The sequence below is a fragment of the Streptomyces sp. RLA012 genome (assembly GCF_056270325.1).
Genome location: NZ_JBWDPA010000002.1, coordinates 5,162,207 through 5,177,229 on the forward strand (window position 1 = coordinate 5,162,207; position 15,023 = coordinate 5,177,229).

Below are 15,023 nucleotides of genomic sequence, written 5' to 3' on the forward strand. Positions count from 1 at the left end.
GCAGTCCGGGGCTGACGATGATGGTGCAGTCGATGTCTTGGTCGCGACCAGGTCAGACAGGACGGGACCCCACTGAGTGGCCAGTCCGCCGACGGGCCGAGGGGTTTCGAAGCGGGCAGCTACACACCCGCATTGGGGTGAGAAAGGCATCCTGCCCCCTTCACCCGGGGCGGAGCCGATGACCGTTCTCGCAGGTCAGCCGCGCGGAAACAGCGTAACGCAGCCAAGAACCGCGCGATGGGGCTCGCGGACGCCGCCACAACCGTCCTGCACGAAGCGGTTCAAGTCGCGCACCTTCAGCCAGAAACGATCAGCAGGCGTCGGCAGAGCCGAACTATGCGACCGTCCACAACCTCGACCCGCCCGCCTGGATGCCCACGCTCGCCCTGACCGGCCAAACCCGCAGATGGGAGCCTCGCCACCTGCGACTTTCTCAGCCGCCGCCCAACTCGTCACCACCGCCCGCCGCCGACACCTGAGATTCGCCCGCCTCTGACCCTGGACCGACCTCGTCACGGACGCGATCGAACGGCTCCGCACCCTCCCGACCCCTGACTGACCAGCAAATCCACCTGCCCCAACGAGCCTGGAGCACCCCGCCGGAGCCGTGGAACCCGAAGCCCACCCGACGCGACAGCCGGGCCGCAGTCACACCCATCACACACCGAACAAGCCGAGACGGCCCGCCAGTTGGGCTGACGAGCCGTCATGAAATGCCGAAGCCAGCAGCACTCATCACACCGGATCCCCACCCCAGGCACCCTCCAGGGCTCCTTGCTGCCGCCGGCCCGGAAGGGCCGGCCGGCACGCGAACGGAGGCCATCGGCGCACGGATGACAGGTCCCTGGGGGCCTGACGCCGAGACCCCGGACTCGGTCCTGCGGACTCCCGCCCGGCAGTGCTCGCGTCGGCGGCGCCCGGCCAATCGATATCGCCTTGCCGGCATCCGAGGAGATGCGGGCGGCGGGCGGCGGGACTCCACCAGCGCGCACCGCTGCCGTAGGTTCATCGTCGGACCGCAAGAGCGGAGCGCCCACGTTCGCGCCCACCACGGCGACCTGCGCGGCCCGCTCCGCGTTCGCGAGCAGCCGTGCGGCCGTGGTGCTGAGCCCGCCCGCCAGGCGATGCCGCGAGCGCGCGCTCGGCTCGGCGGGATCGTTCGTTCATGCCTGCTGTTCGGCGACCTTGCGGGCTCGCTGATCGCCGATGAGGCCGTCGGCGAGTGCGGCGATCAGGCGGGTGAGGGTGTGCTCGAAGTCGATGGCGACGTGGGCCAGCTCCGGCTCTTCCCGGTACAGGCGTTGGACGTTTTCGGCGGGATGGCCGGCCTGCCACAGGGGGGCGGCCAGAGCGAGGGCGGCGATGACCAGTTCCTCGACGGTGGTGCGGTCCAGGGCAGTGCGGACAGTGATCGTGTCGCTGACGATGTTGAGGGCGCGGCTGGCCGCGGCCTTGAAGGCGCGGACGCTTTCGTAGCCCGACTCGTGTTCGAGGCTGAGCGTGACATGGGTGAGCAGGTCACAGAACAGCGGGCGCTCGCCGAGGGTGCCGACCAGCACGCCGGCCACATCGGCCGGGGACAGGCTGTCGTACTGCGCGAGGCGCGCGACGGCCGCCTCGGACCAGTCTTCGTAGCCCACGGTTGGATCAGCACCGGTGTGCAGTACGGCCAGCCCCTGACGACTGCACATCGCCTGCATTGCCGCTAAAGTGAAGGCATGGTCGCGATCACGATCCGGGATGTCCCGGACGACACCGTCAACGCCCTGAAGGTCCGCGCCGCCCAGGCCGGCAAGTCGCTCCAGGCGTACACCCTGGACCTTCTCTCCAGGGAAGCCGCCAAGCCCACCCTCGCGGAGATGGCCGCACGCCTGGAGCGTGAAACCCGCACCGAGCTCAGTACGACCGACATCCTCGACGCCGTCGAGGACGGGCGGGACCGACGTTGATCGTCATTGACTGCTCCAGCCTCGTGCACTTCCTCCTCGACCACGGCAAGACCGGAACCGCGATCCGTGAGCGAGTAGGCCGCGCCGACACTCTCGCGGCGCCCGGCCTGCTGGACTACGAGATCACCTCGGCCGCCTTCGGGCTGGCCCGCGGCCGGCGAGGGGGCAAGCCGAAGATCACGGAAAAGGAGGCCCTGAAGGCGATCACCGACTACCAGGCCCTCGCCCTCGACCTGCACCCCACGCTGGTCCTGTGGCAACGCGTACGCGAACTGTCGAACAACCTCTCCGTCTACGACGCGCACTACGTGGCCCTCGCCGAGAGCTTCGGTGTTCCGCTGATCACCAGCGACGCCAGGATCGAGCGCAGCGGAGCAGCACGCTGCACCATCGAGACCTTCGAGGCATCCAGCACCTGACCCCAGCAGCACCAACGCGCAGGGTTCCACCACCCATGAACGGTCCGTGGGGTTCCATAGCTGTCGTCGCACCGGGTCTGGCCTTGGCGTCCGCCGCGCCCGATCAGGTTCTGGCGCTCCCCCCTTGCCCTGAGCCGGAGCGGATCCATCCGGGTGAGGCCAGTGGGTAGCCCAGGGCGAGCAGGGCTTTGCGGAACGCGGGGAGCTTTTCAGCGGGTACGGCCAACTGTCGCTCACCGAGGCGAGTACAGAGGGCGCGCAGGCGGCGGTCACCCGCAAGGAGCGTAGCCAGGGCTTCGTCGGCGCACTCGATGAGGTGGACCGGGCCGGTGTCGCGGACGCTGCCGAGGCGGCGTTCGGTGTCGTCCAGCAGGGTGGCGACGGTTTGCGGCAGCGGCTGCGAGGACGCCTGGGCAAGGTAACAGCGGAGCTCCTTCAGGGTGCGCTGGGTGTCCAGGGCGCTCAGGAGGGAGGCGGCGCTCATGGTCCACACCCGGTCGGAGGTCTTGTCGGCGAAGGCGTCAAGGAGCAGGGCGTCGGCAGGACGCAGTCCGTCAAGGGCGACGATGTCGAAATTCGGCAGGACCTTGATGCCGCGGCGGTCTGTGTCGACGGAGGCCGGCGCGGGGATGTAGGCGGGGGCGCGGCCGGTGGCGTACGCGCCGAGTGGGTTCAGGCGCAGCGCGAGCAGACCGTCATAGCGGGAGAGTTGGTCGAGGTCGTCGCCGCCCCAGTTGTCGCGGTAGTCCCCGCGGGCGCCGACGGGCGGAACGTACTCGATGTCGATGAGGCCGAGGGTGGCGGCGTACTCGAACAGGACGGCGAGTGTGTAGCGGCCCTGGAGCAGGGGCCAGTCGTGGAATCCGTCGTAGCCGAGGCTGCCGTACTGCGGGTCTTGCAGGTACAGCTTCCACAGGGCGCGGTCGCTGCGCGCGATGGTGAAGTCGAGCCCGCTCCCCCGCATGGCCGCGAACAGGTCGTCCACCTGGGTCCACTGCCCCGGTGCGCAGGCGGCGAGGGCCTGGCCGACCGTCTTGCGGCGGGGCCCCGCGGCGGACAGCACCGCCGCCGCGCGTTGGCCCTTGATCTCCTCGATACGGGAGAACTCGTCCAGCACGGCGCGGTTCAGCCACCTCTGCCACAGGAGCCTGAGGGTGTCATGGGGCGGCTTGGTCAGGGCGGCCCGCCCGCGGGTGGTCAACGCCAGCTTCCCTGAGGCGAGTTCGGCGAGGCCTCCGGCCTGGAGCAGCAGTGGCCAGGCGAAGGCGGCGATGGGATCGGCGGGGTAGAAGTCGCCGTCCTGCAGGATCTCGGCGACAGCCGCCACCGCGGCCGCACTCGGGCGGTGTGTCGTCTGGCTGCACCGCAGCTTCCCGGCCGCGCACAGCTGCAGTACGGCGAGCAGGTTGGCCTGCGCCTCCTGCTCGGTGCACCGCACTGTGCCGCGCGGCGTCTGCTCGGATGTCACAGCTGATGCCTCTCCTACCTGTGCTACAGGTGGGCAATGTAGTGGTAGTTGTCCGCGCCACAGGTCCGCTCAAGCTGCCGCACGATGGCGCGGGGGTCGTCGTGGGGGCCGGAGATGTAGAACGGTTTGCCGTCCCGGCCGTAGCGGATCTCGGGCAGGCCGGCCGGCGCGGGGCCCAGGTGCCCGACGGCCGCATCGAATCCGGTGGCGGGCTCGAAGCCCAGGGCGCGCGCGTAGGCGACCGCGCCGTGGACGATCGCCTGGGCCTGCTCCACGCCGATGCTCAGCGGCGGGTGGTCGAAGGCGGAGTAGTAGGAGCGGGCGTACGCCTGAAGCGATCCGGCCCCCATCACCTCCGGGCCGGTGACGTTCTTGACGCCCAGGCAGTACACATCCACCAGGAACCCGCACACCGTCACCCGGCTGGCGCGCTCCTGCCGAGCCAGCAGTACCTGTGCGAACCCGCCCGTACCAAGATCCTCCCGGTCGTGGAGGGGATCGGACGCCGCCCAGTCGGGAGCGGCGTCCATGCCGAGCCCCACGCTCCACCCCGCGTTGACGAAGCAGCCCACCACCGCACGCTCGGCAGGCCCGACGCCTGCCTGCTGGGCCTCCGCGACCCGCCGAACCAGCGCGGTGGCCTGCGCCGGGCGCAACCCCAGCACCTTGGCGATCTGCTTCGGACCGCTGCCCCGCGCGCGCATCTCCCGCACCCGGCCGAGAAGTTCATCGTCCTGCATCACCCCATTGTGCCCCGTCACCTCACCCAGGCCGACCAGTCCCAGGAAGCAGCAGTCGCAAGCCCCACATGCCCTTCGAAGTGGATGCGGATCGGCGCACCTCACTGGTCCTGCGGAGAGACAGAACAGGCTCGGTCCGAAGTCGAAGACCGTGCGCGGGGCTCGCAGCGCAAGGCGTTCCACGCCCAGCAGAGCACGCTTGGGCCCGTGGATCGTGCCCACTGATGCCCACCTGGTGCAGCCCTCACCGGTCGACGCCTCCCGTGCCCACCCAGACCAGGAAGGCGAGGGACACGAGGACGGGAAATGTCCTGATCGGCTGCGGTCCGGTCAGGTTTTTTGGATCATTGACTCGTGGATGACTGGGACGGGTGGGACGACCCCGCCGAGTTGCGGATCCGGCTCGACGTCGCGCTCGAGCAGATCGCCGAGCTGACAGAGGAGAACCGGCGGCTCCGGGAACGCCTCGGAATGCCGGCGCCCGACACCGTGCCCGAGCGGCCCGAGGTGGTGGAAAGGCCGGCACCGCCCACGTTGCCCGAGATGCCGTACGGCAGTGACCTGCCCTATGCGGACGCGGCCTCCGCCCCGCAGGCCAAGGTCGCCCTGTTCCGCGCACTGTTCGTCGGCCGCGCGGATGTGTACGCGAACCGGTGGGTGAGCGCGAAGAACGGCCGGACCGGATGGAGCCCGGCCGAGGAGAACCCCTGGGACAAGGCCAAGTCGGAAGCTGAGCGGGTGTTCTTCCCGCTCACCGACCAGCTGATCTTCCGGCACCTGAGTCGGCCTGAGCCGGGCCAGCGCGAGCTGAACCGTTCCGGGTTCGGTAGAGACTCTAGATTGTGGCTGTGACCTGCTGTTTTTGCGTGTTCTGGTAGTGGGTGGTTTCGTATTCGGCGGGTGGGACGTGGCCGATCTCACCGTGGAGTCGACGGTGGTTGTACCAATCGACGTACTCAGCGGTGGCCAACTCGACGTTGCTCAGGGCTTTCCAGGGCCGCTGCGGCTTGATGAGCTCGGTTTTGTAGAGCCCGATGGTCGATTCCATCAGGGCGTTGTCGAGGGCGTCCCCGACGGTGCCGATGGACGCGGCGATCTGTTCGGCGGCCAGGTGGGTGGCGAGCCGGAAGCTGGTGTACTGCGATCCGGCATCGGAGTGGTGGATCAACTCCCTTGCGGTGACGGGGTTTCCGGCCCGGTCACGCTGCCACAGCCCCATTTCCAGTGCGGACAGCACCAGCGGGGTCTGCTTGTTCGTCGCTGCGGACCAGCCGACGATCCGGCGGGAGAAGGTGTCGACGACGAAGGCGACGTAGACAGTGCCGGACCAGGTGGCCACGTAGGTGAAGTCCGCGACCCATACCCGGTTCGGAGCACTGGCCACGAACTGCCTGCTGAGCCGGTCCGGAGCCCGCTCGGCCTCCCTGTCCGCCACTTGGGTGGTGACGACCTTCTTGCCGCGCACCGCCCCGACCAGGCCCTCGGCCTTCATCAGCCGCTCGACGGTGCACCGGGCCACCTGATGGCCCTGGCGCTTGAGCTCGGCCCAGATCTTGCGGGCTCCGTAGACGCTGTAGTTGTCCTGGTAGATGCTGACGATCAGCGGCGCCAGTTCCGCGTCTCGCAGGGCACGGGCCGACGTGGGACGTTTCTTGTACGCGTAATAGGTGGACGGGTGGATGCTGCAGTCGTGCTCGGTGAGCGTCCTGCAGATCGGCTCGACTCCGCCGAAGCGGTCCCGGTGCTCGTCGATGAACGCTACGAGCGTGTGTGTGGCCGGTCGAGCTCGGCCGCGAAGAAACTCGCTGCGGCCTTCAGGATCTCGTTCGCCCGCTTCAGCTCGGCGACCTCTTTCTTGAGCGCTTTGAGCTGGGCGGATTCCTCGGTCGTGGTCCCGGTCCGGGCACCGGCGTCGACCTCGGCCTGACGCACCCAGTTCCGCAGGGACTCCGGCCCGATGTCGAGCTTCGCTCCGATCGACCGGATCGCCGCGGACTCCGTCTTGTACTGATCACGCGTCTCCAGGACCAGACGCACGGCCCGCTCCTTGAGCTCCTTCGGGTATTGCTTCGCCATAACGGACTCGATCCTTCCAAAAGATCGAGCCTCGATCAAACCCGGAACGGTTCATCCGCGGCGGTGCCGGCCAGCCTGGCCCACGCGCTGGGCATGGCCTTGCTGCGGCGCGCGATCGACGCTCGCGACGGGATGTCCCTGGCCAGTTACGACCGGCTCTTCCCCGCCCAGGACTTCCTTCCCACGAGCTCCAAGGGCGGGGCCCGGTTCGGGAATCTGATCGCACTGCCGCTGCACGGGGTCTCCCGCACCTCGGGCACCACGCTCTTCTGCGACTCTGCCACCTGGACGCCGTACGAGGACCAGTTCGCTTACCTGTCGCGCACCGAACGCCTCGCGCCCGGGCAGGTGCAGGAGTTGGTGGAAGCGTTGGGCCCGTACAGGCCGGCCCCAGCCCGACCACGCCGGTACTGCCGGCCCGGCCGCGCCGCAGCGCGCTGGGCAAGGCCCCCAAGACTGTCAGGGCCAAGGCAGGAGCGATGCTCCGCATCTCCACCGCCGGAGTGCCACCACAACTGATCGCGGCGCTCAGCTTAGACGGGCTTGTCGACCACCGTCAGCAGCGCGGCGGCGATACTGATCAGCGCCTTCGCCTCGTTCGCGCTGTACTTGAATGCCGATGTGACAGCGTCCTTGTGGACCGAGGCGCTCGTCTGGTCTTCCACAGCAAACCGGATCCAAGCCCACCGTTCATCCTGCGAGCGCAGAAGCCTGTCCTTGTTGCCCGGCCAGCTCCAGCCGCTGTGATCCTTGATCCACTCCAGGGTGCGGCGTGCCTCCAAGATCGCTCCGTCGATGTCGTCCTCAAGGAGTCGACGCTGGGCGGACCGCAGGTGCTGAGCCGCCTCGGTCCTGGGGTCGTCCTCCAACGGAAAGGGCACCCGCATCTCGAAGCCGACCGAGGGGCCGAGAGCGTTGATCTGATCTATCCAGCGGCTCTTGGCAACGCTGAAGTGCAGTACCTCGGTCGTACTACCGGGATAGCCGACTGCCTGGGGCAACGTCCCTGTTACCTCCAGCTCCATACGCAGATCTCCGTCGCGAGCCTCGTTGATCGCGTGGAGCTGAGAGGCGGTGATCAAGAACTTCAGGACAGGGCGCTCGATGCCGGTCTCGGGCGTGAACGGAAGCATCTCCGTCACCCGGCCGATGAGAGTTCGCTGGTACTACCCGTGGATGCCGTACAGGTCGGCTTGCAGCGCGAGGAACCTGCCGGTCTCCTTGGCAGGCGGGGCTTTGACCTCCAACCCCATCTGAAGGCAGATCGTGCCCATGCCCCCGAGGAGCTGGACACTCTCCTCCTGGACGCCGAGGGCGAAGTCCCCGACCCCGGCATCGAAGCGCATAACGTTCACGACCGGCTCCTCCGAAGCGATGTCCCCGGCTGATTCTCCATCAGTCGCCGTCGCGGCTCCCCCGATTTATGGGAACCCCCCAACGGCCCTGCTGCCAGCAGCCCGACGCGCACTGCCTCCCAGCCCCATCACCACTGGCGCGATGGTCCGCTTCCCGCACGCCTGCTTGTCCACCGCTCTGCACGCCCACTGCACGTGTGTCCACCGGTTGTCCACCGGCGGCCCTCAGTAACGGTTCTCTGGCCGGGCCGCCACTGCGACACAAGGCAAAGGGCAAGGAAAAACCCCAGGTCACGGCGAGTGAGTCCCAGGGTTTTCCGGAGCCGCCTTCGGGATTCGAACCCGAGACCTACGCATTACGAGTGCGTTGCTCTGGCCATCTGAGCTAAGGCGGCGCGCCGTCCGCACTATGGTGCGATCAGCAACGCCGGTAAGTCTACACAGTTTCCGGGGGTGCTCTGTACACGCCCCGGGAGGACCGGTGCCGAGGCGTGTGGGAGGGCTATGAGCAGCGCTTTCCCTTCGCTGGAGGGGTGCCCTGGAGGAGGTAGCGGTTGATCGTGGAGTCGATGCAGACGCTGCCGCGACCGTAGGCGGTGTGGCCGTCGCCGACGTACGTGAGGAGGACGCCGGAGGAGAGCTGGGAAGCGAGGGACTGGGCCCAGGCGTAGGGGGTGGCCGGGTCCCGGGTGGTGCCGACGACGAGGATGGGGGCCGCGCCCTTCGCCTCGATGCGGTGGGGTTCACCGGTGTGCCTGACGGGCCAGTACGCGCAGTTGAGGGCGGCCCAGGCCAGGCCGTCACCGAAGACGGGAGACGCCTTCTCGAAGGCCGGAAGTGCCCCTTCCACCTGGTCGGGGCCGGAGAAGGCGGCAGGGAGGTCGAGGCAGTTCACGGCGGCGTTGGCGGACATCAGGTTCGCGTACTTGCCGTCGGCGTCGCGCTCGTAGTAGCTGTCGGAGAGGGCGAGCAGGCCCGCGCCGTCCTTGTCCTTCATCGCCGAGGTGAGCGCCTCACGCAACTGCGGCCAGGCCGCCTCGTCGTACATCGCCGCGATCACACCCGTCGTCGCGAGCGCCTCGCCGAGCTTGCGGCCGTCCTCGTCGCCCGTCGGGATGGGGGCCGCGTCGAGCCGCTTGAAGAAGGCGCTGAGGTTCTTGCCCACCTGGTCAGGGCTTGTGCCGGGGCCGCCCAGCGGGCAGTCGCTGTGACGTACGCAGTCCTTCGCGAAGGACTGGAACGCCGTCTCGAAACCCGCCGTCTGGTCCTGGTTGAGTTTGCGGGCGGACAGGGACGGGTCCATCGCGCCGTCCAGGACCATGCGGCCCACCCGGTCCGGGAACAGGCCCGCGTACGTCGCCCCGAGCAACGTCCCGTACGACGCCCCCACGTAGCTCAGCTTCTGGTCGCCCAGCAGCGCGCGGAGGATGTCCATGTCACGGGCCGCATCGGCCGTGGAGACATGCCGCAGCAGGGCCGGCGACTGCCGGCCGCACCCTTCGGCGAACTTCTTGTACGCGTCGACCAGTTCACCCGTCTCCCTCTTGTCGTCGGGGGTGACATCGGCCTGCGTGTACGTGTCCATCTGGCTGCCGGAGAGGCACTCGACCGGCTCGCTGCGGGCCACCCCGCGCGGGTCGACCGCGACCATGTCGTACCGGGCACGGACGTCCGCCGGGTAGCCGACCCCCGCGTACGACTGCAGGTAGTCGACCGCCGAACCGCCCGGGCCGCCCGGGTTGACCAGCAGCGAGCCGATGCGCTGGCCGGGGCCTGTCGCCTTCTTGCGGGCCACGGCCAGCCTGACGTCGCCCGAGGCCGGCTTGGCGTAGTCGAGCGGCACCTTCATCGTGGCGCACTCGAAGCCGGCGACACCGCAACTGCGCCAGGTCAGCTTCTGCTGGTAGTACGGCGCCAGCGTCGACGGTGTGGCGCGGGGCAACGCGGCCAGCACCGAGTCCGCCGACGTCGTGGCCGTCGTGGTCGAACTCCCCGTGGAGCAGGCGGAGACGAGCAGCGCGGTGGCGGCCAGCAGCAGGCCGCCCGTACGGACCGCGCGGACCTTGCGAACCGCACGGATCGCACTGAAGGGTCGGATCGGCCGACGGGACCGGGACGGCCGAAGGGAACGCCTGAAGTACCTGGAGGACATCTCGCGAGCGTAACCCTGCGCAATGCAATGATCACCATCAGTCGCGGATGTGCCTCTTACGAGTGACGCCGTCAACTCCTCACCTCGGCTCCTCGGCTCGGCCCGCCTGTCCGCAGCTCGGTTCGACTCGGTTCGACTCGGCTCAGCCGGCCCGCAGCGCCATCGTCATCGCCTCCACCGCCAGCAGAGGCGCCACATTGCGGTCGAGGGCCTCGCGGCACGCGGCGATCGCGTCGATCCGGCGCAGGGTCGCCTCCGGCGAGCTGCCGCGGGCGAGTCTCTCCAGTACATCCTCGGCCTCCGTGTTCGCGAGAGCCACACGGGAGCCGAGCTGGAGGGCGAGGACGTCGCGGTAGAAGCCGGTGAGGTCGATGAGGGCCAGGTCCAGACTGTCGCGCTGCGTGCGCGTTCTCCGGCGTTTCTGCCGGTCCTCCAGCTCCTTCATGACGCCCGCGGTGCCGCGCGGCATGCGACCGCCCTGTGACGCGCCGAGGGCCGTCTTCAGGTCCTCGGTCTCCTTGACGTCGACTTCCTCGGCGAGCTGTTTGGCGTCCTCCGCGGCCGTGTCGATCAGCTCCTGGGCCGCCTTGAGACAGCCGCCGATGTCATCGACCCGCAGCGGGAGCTTGAGGACGGCGGCCCGGCGCTCGCGCGCGCGGGCGTCGGTGGCGAGTCGGCGGGCCCGCCCGATGTGGCCCTGCGTGGCGCGGGCGGCCGCCGCCGCGACGCCGGGCTCGATGCCGTCACGGCGGACGAGGATGTCGGCGACCGCGTCCACCGGCGGGGTGCGGAGGGTGAGCAGGCGGCAGCGGGAGCGGATGGTGGGCAGGACGTCCTCGATGGAGGGGGCGCACAGGAGCCAGACCGTACGGGGGGCCGGTTCCTCGACGGCCTTCAGCAGGACGTTGCCCGCGCCCTCCGTGAGGCGGTCCGCGTCCTCCAGGACGATGACCTGCCAGCGGCCGGTCGCCGGCGACATCTGGGCGCGGCGGACCAGGTCGCGGGTCTCCTTCACACCGATGGAGAGGAGGTCGGTGCGGACGATCTGCACATCGGCGTGCGTCCCGATCAGGCTGGTGTGGCAGCCGTCGCAGAAGCCGCAGCCGGGCACCCCGCCCAGCGCGCGGTCGGGGCTCACACACTGGAGCGCCGCCGCGAAGGCCCGCGCCGCGGTGGAACGGCCCGAGCCGGGCGGGCCGGTGAACAGCCAGGCATGCGTCATCTTGGACGCCTCGGGGAGCGGGGTGTCCGCGGCGACCGCCGTGACGAGGGCGTCGGCATCACGCGCGGCGGCGGCGAGCTGCTCGCTCACCTTGTCCTGGCCCACCAGGTCGTCCCACACGGGCATGGGGCACCGCCCTTTCGTCGCACTTTGCCTTGCCACGTCCATTGTGCGGGTCGCCACTGACAACGGGTTCCCGGAACGTTCTGGGTCGGTTCCCGGAACGTCCCCGGGTCGGCGCCCGGAAGGTCCCGGACCTGGGCCGGGCGGTGGCAACGGCCGGAACCGCCGGTCTCAGCGGCGGCGGCGACCGCCCCGGCCCTCACTGCCGTTGTCCAGTTCGTCGTCCCGCTCGCCGTCCTCGCGCGGGCCCAGCAGTTCGTCCGCCAGGGTCGGGAGATCGTCCAGCGGGGTCTCCTCCGCCCAGTCGGAGCGGGGGCGACGCCGCGGGGCGCCCTCGGCGTCGACCTGGGGCAGCTCACGCGTACGGTCGACGGTTCCCTCGGGCCCCGGCGCCGGCCGCTCGTCCCGGAAGAAGCCCCGGGGCACCCGGTCCGCGGGATCACCCGCGCCGGCGCTCGTGGAAGCACCCGCGCTCTCGTCCCGTACCGGCGGCAACACGGCTGTCTCGTCGGCCGCACCCGGAGTCACCGACGGCAGCACCGCCGTCCGTTCCTCCGCCGCCTCGGGCACGGGCGGCTTCGGCAGCTTGGCCGTTTCCTCCGAGTCGGACCGCACGGGTCGCAGCACCGTCGTCACGACCGGCGTGGGCACCGTCGTCTCGTTGTCGGCCACGGGACCCGAGGACGACAACTTCCCAGAAGTCTCAGAGATCTCAGAGGTCTTAGAAGTCTCAGAGGTCTCAGAAAGATCAGAGGGCCCGGCGCCCGGTCCTCCGGGCGTCACCCCAACAGAAGCGGACGACGAAATCGAGGACGAAGACGAGGAGGAAGACGAACTCGCCGCGGCGGCCGCCGCGGCAGCGGCCGCCGCCGCCGTCTCCAACGCGGCCCGACGCGCCGCCTCCGCCCGCAGCAACGACTCCTCGGCCTTGTGCTGCTTCTCCAGGCGGCGCTCCTCCGCCTCGGCCCGCAGACGCGCCTCTTCCGCGGCCAGCTTGCGCAGCCGCTCCTGCTCGGCGGCCCGGGCCTGCTCCTCGGCCAGGAGGCGCGCCCGCTCCTCCTCGGCCCGGCGGCGGGCGTCCTCGGCACGCTGCCGGGCCTCCTCCGCCTGACGCTCGGCCTCGCGTCGCTGGGCCTCCTCCAGCTCGCGCTGCTTGCGCTCCTCTTCCTCCGCGCGGAGCCGGGCGAGCTGCTCCTGGCGCTCGCGCTCCAGCCGCTCCTCCTCGGCCTTGCGGGCGGCCTCTTCCTCGGCCTTGCGCCGGGCCTCCTCCTCGGCCGCCTTGCGGGCCTCCTCCTGGGCCTTCACCTCGGCCTCGGAGAGGGGCAGCATCACGTCGAGCCGGTGCCGGACCACGGTGGTGACCGCCTCGGGCTCCTGAGCGGCGTCGACGACCAGGTAGCGCCCCGGGTCGGCCGCGGCCAGTGTCAGGAAACCGGACCGCACGCGCGTGTGGAACTCGACGGGCTCGGACTCCAGCCGGTCCGGCGCCTCCGTGAACCGCTCGCGCGCCGCCTCAGGAGAGACGTCGAGCAGCACCGTCAGATGCGGCACGAGGCCGTTGGTCGCCCACCGGTTGATGCGGGCGATCTCGGTCGGGGACAGGTCCCGTCCGGCGCCCTGGTAGGCCACCGACGAGTCGATGTACCGGTCCGAGATGACGATGGCGCCGCGCTCCAGCGCGGGCCGCACCACGGTGTCCACGTGCTCCGCGCGGTCGGCGGCGTACAGCAGCGCCTCCGCTCGGTGCGAGAGGCCCGACGACGACACGTCCAGCAGGATCGAGCGCAGCCGCTTGCCGACCGGCGTGGCGCCCGGCTCACGGGTCACCACGACCTCGTGGCCCTTCGCGCGGATCCACTCCGCGAGCGCCTCCGCCTGCGTCGACTTCCCGGCCCCGTCTCCGCCCTCCAGGGCGATGAAGAACCCGTTCGAGGTGGGAGTCTGCACCGGGTCGTCGCCGCCGCGCAGGGCGTCCAGCAGGTCGTGCCTGAGGGGCACTCCGGAGCGGTCGTCGACCTTGGCGAGCACCAGGGCCGCGACCGGCAGCAGCAGCGCGCCCACCAGCATCAGTGTGAAGGCGGCGCCTCCGTGTGCGAACACGAACTTGCCGTTCTCAAGCCGGTGCGGGCCGATCGCGGCGGCCACCACCGGCGCCAGCAGGGCGCCGAGCGCCACCGAGACCCGTACGACCGCGTGCAGATGTTCGGTCGTACGCGCTCGCCGGTACTCCTCGGTCTCCTGGTCGAGCAGGGTGTGCCCGGTGTTCGCGGCGACGCCCGCGCCGATGCCCTCGAGGGCGACGATCAGCAGCACCGTGCTGACGTCCGGGACCAGACCGGCGGCCAGCAGCGCGATCCCGGTGAAGGCGATCGCCAGCGAGAGCAGCCTGCGCCGCGACAGCGAGGGCAGCACGGAAGGAGCCGTACGGATGCCGATGACGACACCCCCGGTCAGTCCCAGCACCAGCAGGCCGTACGTGACCGGTCCGCCGCCCAGGTCCTTGGCGTGCAGCACGGAGACGGCGACGGCGGCCGCGATCGCCGCGGAAACGGCCGCGCAGGCGAGCACCAGGTGCGGGATCGCGCCGGTACGGCCCTTGTCGGCGCCCGTACCCGTCCTGGGGCGGCGCAGGCCCTCCAGGGGCGACCGCGCGCGGGGGGTGCGCGTGTCGGGCAGTTCGAGGGATGTGAGCACCGAGAGCGAGGCGGCGAACAGTCCGGCGGCGACGTACGAGGCGAGCGCCCCCTGGTGCTGGTCGAACCAGGCGATCCCGGTACCCAGCAGGTTGTTGACGAGCGACACCACGACGAGTGTGGCGGCCGCGATCGGCACCGCCACGAACGCCGTACGCAGCGACAGGCGTCGCAACGCGTCCAGGTGGTCCGGCAGCGGGCGCACCGTGGCGCCCTCCGGTGGCGGCGCGGGCAGCAGCGCGGGGGCCGCGCTCTCCCGGCTCACCGTCCAGAAGCGTTCGGCGACGCCGGTCACGAAGACGACGACCAGGAGGACGGCGAGGGCGTTGTCCGGGGTCCAGTCGATCCACAGGGGCGCGATGAGCAGGAGAACGGCGCGCAGTCCGTCGGCTCCGACCATGGTCCAGCGCCGGTCGAGCGGACCCTCCTGGGAGGTCAGCGAGGTGAGCGGCCCGAGGAGCACCGCTCCGAAGAGCAGCGTCGCGAGAACGCGTGCCCCGAAGACGGCCGCCACGGCCAGGGCGACCCCGCGGTAGCCACCGCCGAAGGAGCCCTCGGCGACCGCCGCCTGGAGGACGAGGAGGACCAGGACGAGCAGGGCCAGGGCGTCACCGACACCTCCCACGAGGTGGGCGCTCCAGAGCCGTTTCAGCTGCGGCTGGTGCAGCAGCGCGCGGACGGCGCGCTCGCGGGAGTCCGCGACCAGGGCGTCGTCGGGGGCCGAAGTGTGGGCCGTTGGCTGCTCGGCTCGCGTCATTCTGCAAGACTATCCGGCCGCACTGACTCCCCGAAGGGGCGCCCGAACATGTGGACGCCCCCACACCGA

Annotated in this window: 13 protein-coding genes, 1 tRNA gene and 1 pseudogene; 5 read left to right on the forward strand and 10 right to left on the reverse strand. The window is 70.3% G+C overall.

Annotated features, from left to right (window positions below; translation table 11 throughout):
* Positions 1-353: 353 nt before the first annotated feature.
* Positions 354-493, forward strand: a pseudogene (locus RV986_RS23415) (IS1380 family transposase); the annotation flags it as partial.
* Between the two features lie 670 nt (positions 494-1,163).
* On the opposite strand, the gene RV986_RS23420 reads toward RV986_RS23415, so the two are convergent.
* On the reverse strand, positions 1,164-1,691 hold the full coding sequence (locus RV986_RS23420) for a hypothetical protein (RefSeq protein WP_475919272.1): 528 nt from the start codon (positions 1,689-1,691) through the stop codon (positions 1,164-1,166).
* A 27-nt stretch (positions 1,692-1,718) separates the two neighbouring features.
* Between RV986_RS23420 and RV986_RS23425 the strand changes: the two genes are divergently transcribed.
* Positions 1,719-1,949, forward strand: coding sequence for a FitA-like ribbon-helix-helix domain-containing protein (locus RV986_RS23425; RefSeq protein ID WP_475919273.1), 231 nt, complete (start codon positions 1,719-1,721; stop codon positions 1,947-1,949).
* A complete protein-coding gene (locus RV986_RS23430; RefSeq protein ID WP_127359343.1) occupies positions 1,946-2,368 on the forward strand; it encodes a type II toxin-antitoxin system VapC family toxin in 423 nt (140 codons plus the stop codon). The genes RV986_RS23425 and RV986_RS23430 overlap by 4 nt, the downstream gene beginning before the upstream one ends.
* A 103-nt stretch (positions 2,369-2,471) precedes the next feature.
* Here the strand turns inward: RV986_RS23430 and RV986_RS23435 are convergent, their stop codons facing one another.
* Both RV986_RS23435 and RV986_RS23440 read right to left on the reverse strand, forming a co-directional pair.
* Positions 2,472-3,836, reverse strand: a complete 1,365-nt coding sequence (locus tag RV986_RS23435) for a helicase-associated domain-containing protein (protein WP_475919274.1) — start codon at positions 3,834-3,836, stop codon at positions 2,472-2,474.
* Between the two features lie 23 nt (positions 3,837-3,859).
* A complete protein-coding gene (locus tag RV986_RS23440) occupies positions 3,860-4,576 on the reverse strand; it encodes a hypothetical protein (protein ID WP_475919275.1) in 717 nt (238 codons plus the stop codon).
* Positions 4,577-4,930: 354 nt separating this feature from the next.
* Here RV986_RS23440 and RV986_RS23445 point away from each other — a divergent pair, with 354 nt between their 5' ends.
* Positions 4,931-5,428, forward strand: a complete 498-nt coding sequence (locus RV986_RS23445) for a TOTE conflict system archaeo-eukaryotic primase domain-containing protein (RefSeq protein WP_475919276.1) — start codon at positions 4,931-4,933, stop codon at positions 5,426-5,428.
* Here the strand turns inward: RV986_RS23445 and RV986_RS23450 are convergent.
* Positions 5,412-6,652 (reverse strand): IS3 family transposase gene (locus RV986_RS23450; protein WP_475919277.1). Its coding sequence is split into 2 segments (ribosomal slippage): positions 5,412-6,379 and positions 6,379-6,652, totalling 1,242 coding nucleotides; the frame shifts between segments, so codons are not numbered across the junction. The two genes, RV986_RS23445 and RV986_RS23450, sit on opposite strands and share 17 nt — an antisense overlap.
* Positions 6,653-6,715: 63 nt before the next feature.
* On the opposite strand from RV986_RS23450, the gene RV986_RS23455 reads away from it, so the two are divergent.
* The gene (locus RV986_RS23455; protein ID WP_475919278.1) at positions 6,716-7,171 is read left to right on the forward strand and encodes a TOTE conflict system archaeo-eukaryotic primase domain-containing protein; all 456 of its coding nucleotides are present in this window, start codon (positions 6,716-6,718) and stop codon (positions 7,169-7,171) included.
* A 14-nt stretch (positions 7,172-7,185) separates the two neighbouring features.
* Here RV986_RS23455 and RV986_RS23460 read toward each other — a convergent pair whose 3' ends face one another.
* From RV986_RS23460 to tmk, 6 genes are all read right to left on the reverse strand, one after another.
* Positions 7,186-7,794 carry a hypothetical protein gene (locus RV986_RS23460; protein ID WP_475919279.1) on the reverse strand — a complete coding sequence of 203 codons (609 nt, stop codon included), beginning with the start codon at positions 7,792-7,794 and terminating at the stop codon, positions 7,186-7,188.
* Positions 7,795-7,818: 24 nt separating this feature from the next.
* Positions 7,819-8,007, reverse strand: a complete 189-nt coding sequence (locus RV986_RS23465; protein ID WP_475919280.1) for a hypothetical protein — start codon at positions 8,005-8,007, stop codon at positions 7,819-7,821.
* Between the two features lie 321 nt (positions 8,008-8,328).
* Positions 8,329-8,402, reverse strand: a tRNA-Thr gene (locus tag RV986_RS23470).
* Between the two features lie 107 nt (positions 8,403-8,509).
* Positions 8,510-10,159 carry an alpha/beta hydrolase gene (locus RV986_RS23475; RefSeq protein ID WP_475919281.1) on the reverse strand — a complete coding sequence of 550 codons (1,650 nt, stop codon included), beginning with the start codon at positions 10,157-10,159 and terminating at the stop codon, positions 8,510-8,512.
* A gap of 142 nt (positions 10,160-10,301) precedes the next feature.
* Positions 10,302-11,507, reverse strand: coding sequence for a DNA polymerase III subunit delta' (locus RV986_RS23480; RefSeq protein ID WP_475919282.1), 1,206 nt, complete (start codon positions 11,505-11,507; stop codon positions 10,302-10,304).
* A 168-nt stretch (positions 11,508-11,675) separates the two neighbouring features.
* Positions 11,676-14,954, reverse strand: coding sequence for a dTMP kinase (tmk, locus tag RV986_RS23485; protein WP_475919283.1), 3,279 nt, complete (start codon positions 14,952-14,954; stop codon positions 11,676-11,678).
* Positions 14,955-15,023 lie beyond the last annotated feature (69 nt).

Excerpts from the sequence above, each read along its gene's own strand:
- RV986_RS23475 (WP_475919281.1), bottom strand. The coding sequence starts at position 10,159 with ATGTCCTCCAGGTACTTCAGGCGTTCCCTTCGGCCGTCCCGGTCCCGT.
- RV986_RS23480 (WP_475919282.1), bottom strand. The coding sequence starts at position 11,507 with ATGCCCGTGTGGGACGACCTGGTGGGCCAGGACAAGGTGAGCGAGCAG.
- tmk (WP_475919283.1), bottom strand. The coding sequence starts at position 14,954 with ATGACGCGAGCCGAGCAGCCAACGGCCCACACTTCGGCCCCCGACGAC.
- RV986_RS23425 (WP_475919273.1), top strand. The coding sequence starts at position 1,719 with ATGGTCGCGATCACGATCCGGGATGTCCCGGACGACACCGTCAACGCC.
- RV986_RS23420 (WP_475919272.1), bottom strand. The coding sequence starts at position 1,691 with ATGTGCAGTCGTCAGGGGCTGGCCGTACTGCACACCGGTGCTGATCCA.
- RV986_RS23440 (WP_475919275.1), bottom strand. The coding sequence starts at position 4,576 with ATGCAGGACGATGAACTTCTCGGCCGGGTGCGGGAGATGCGCGCGCGG.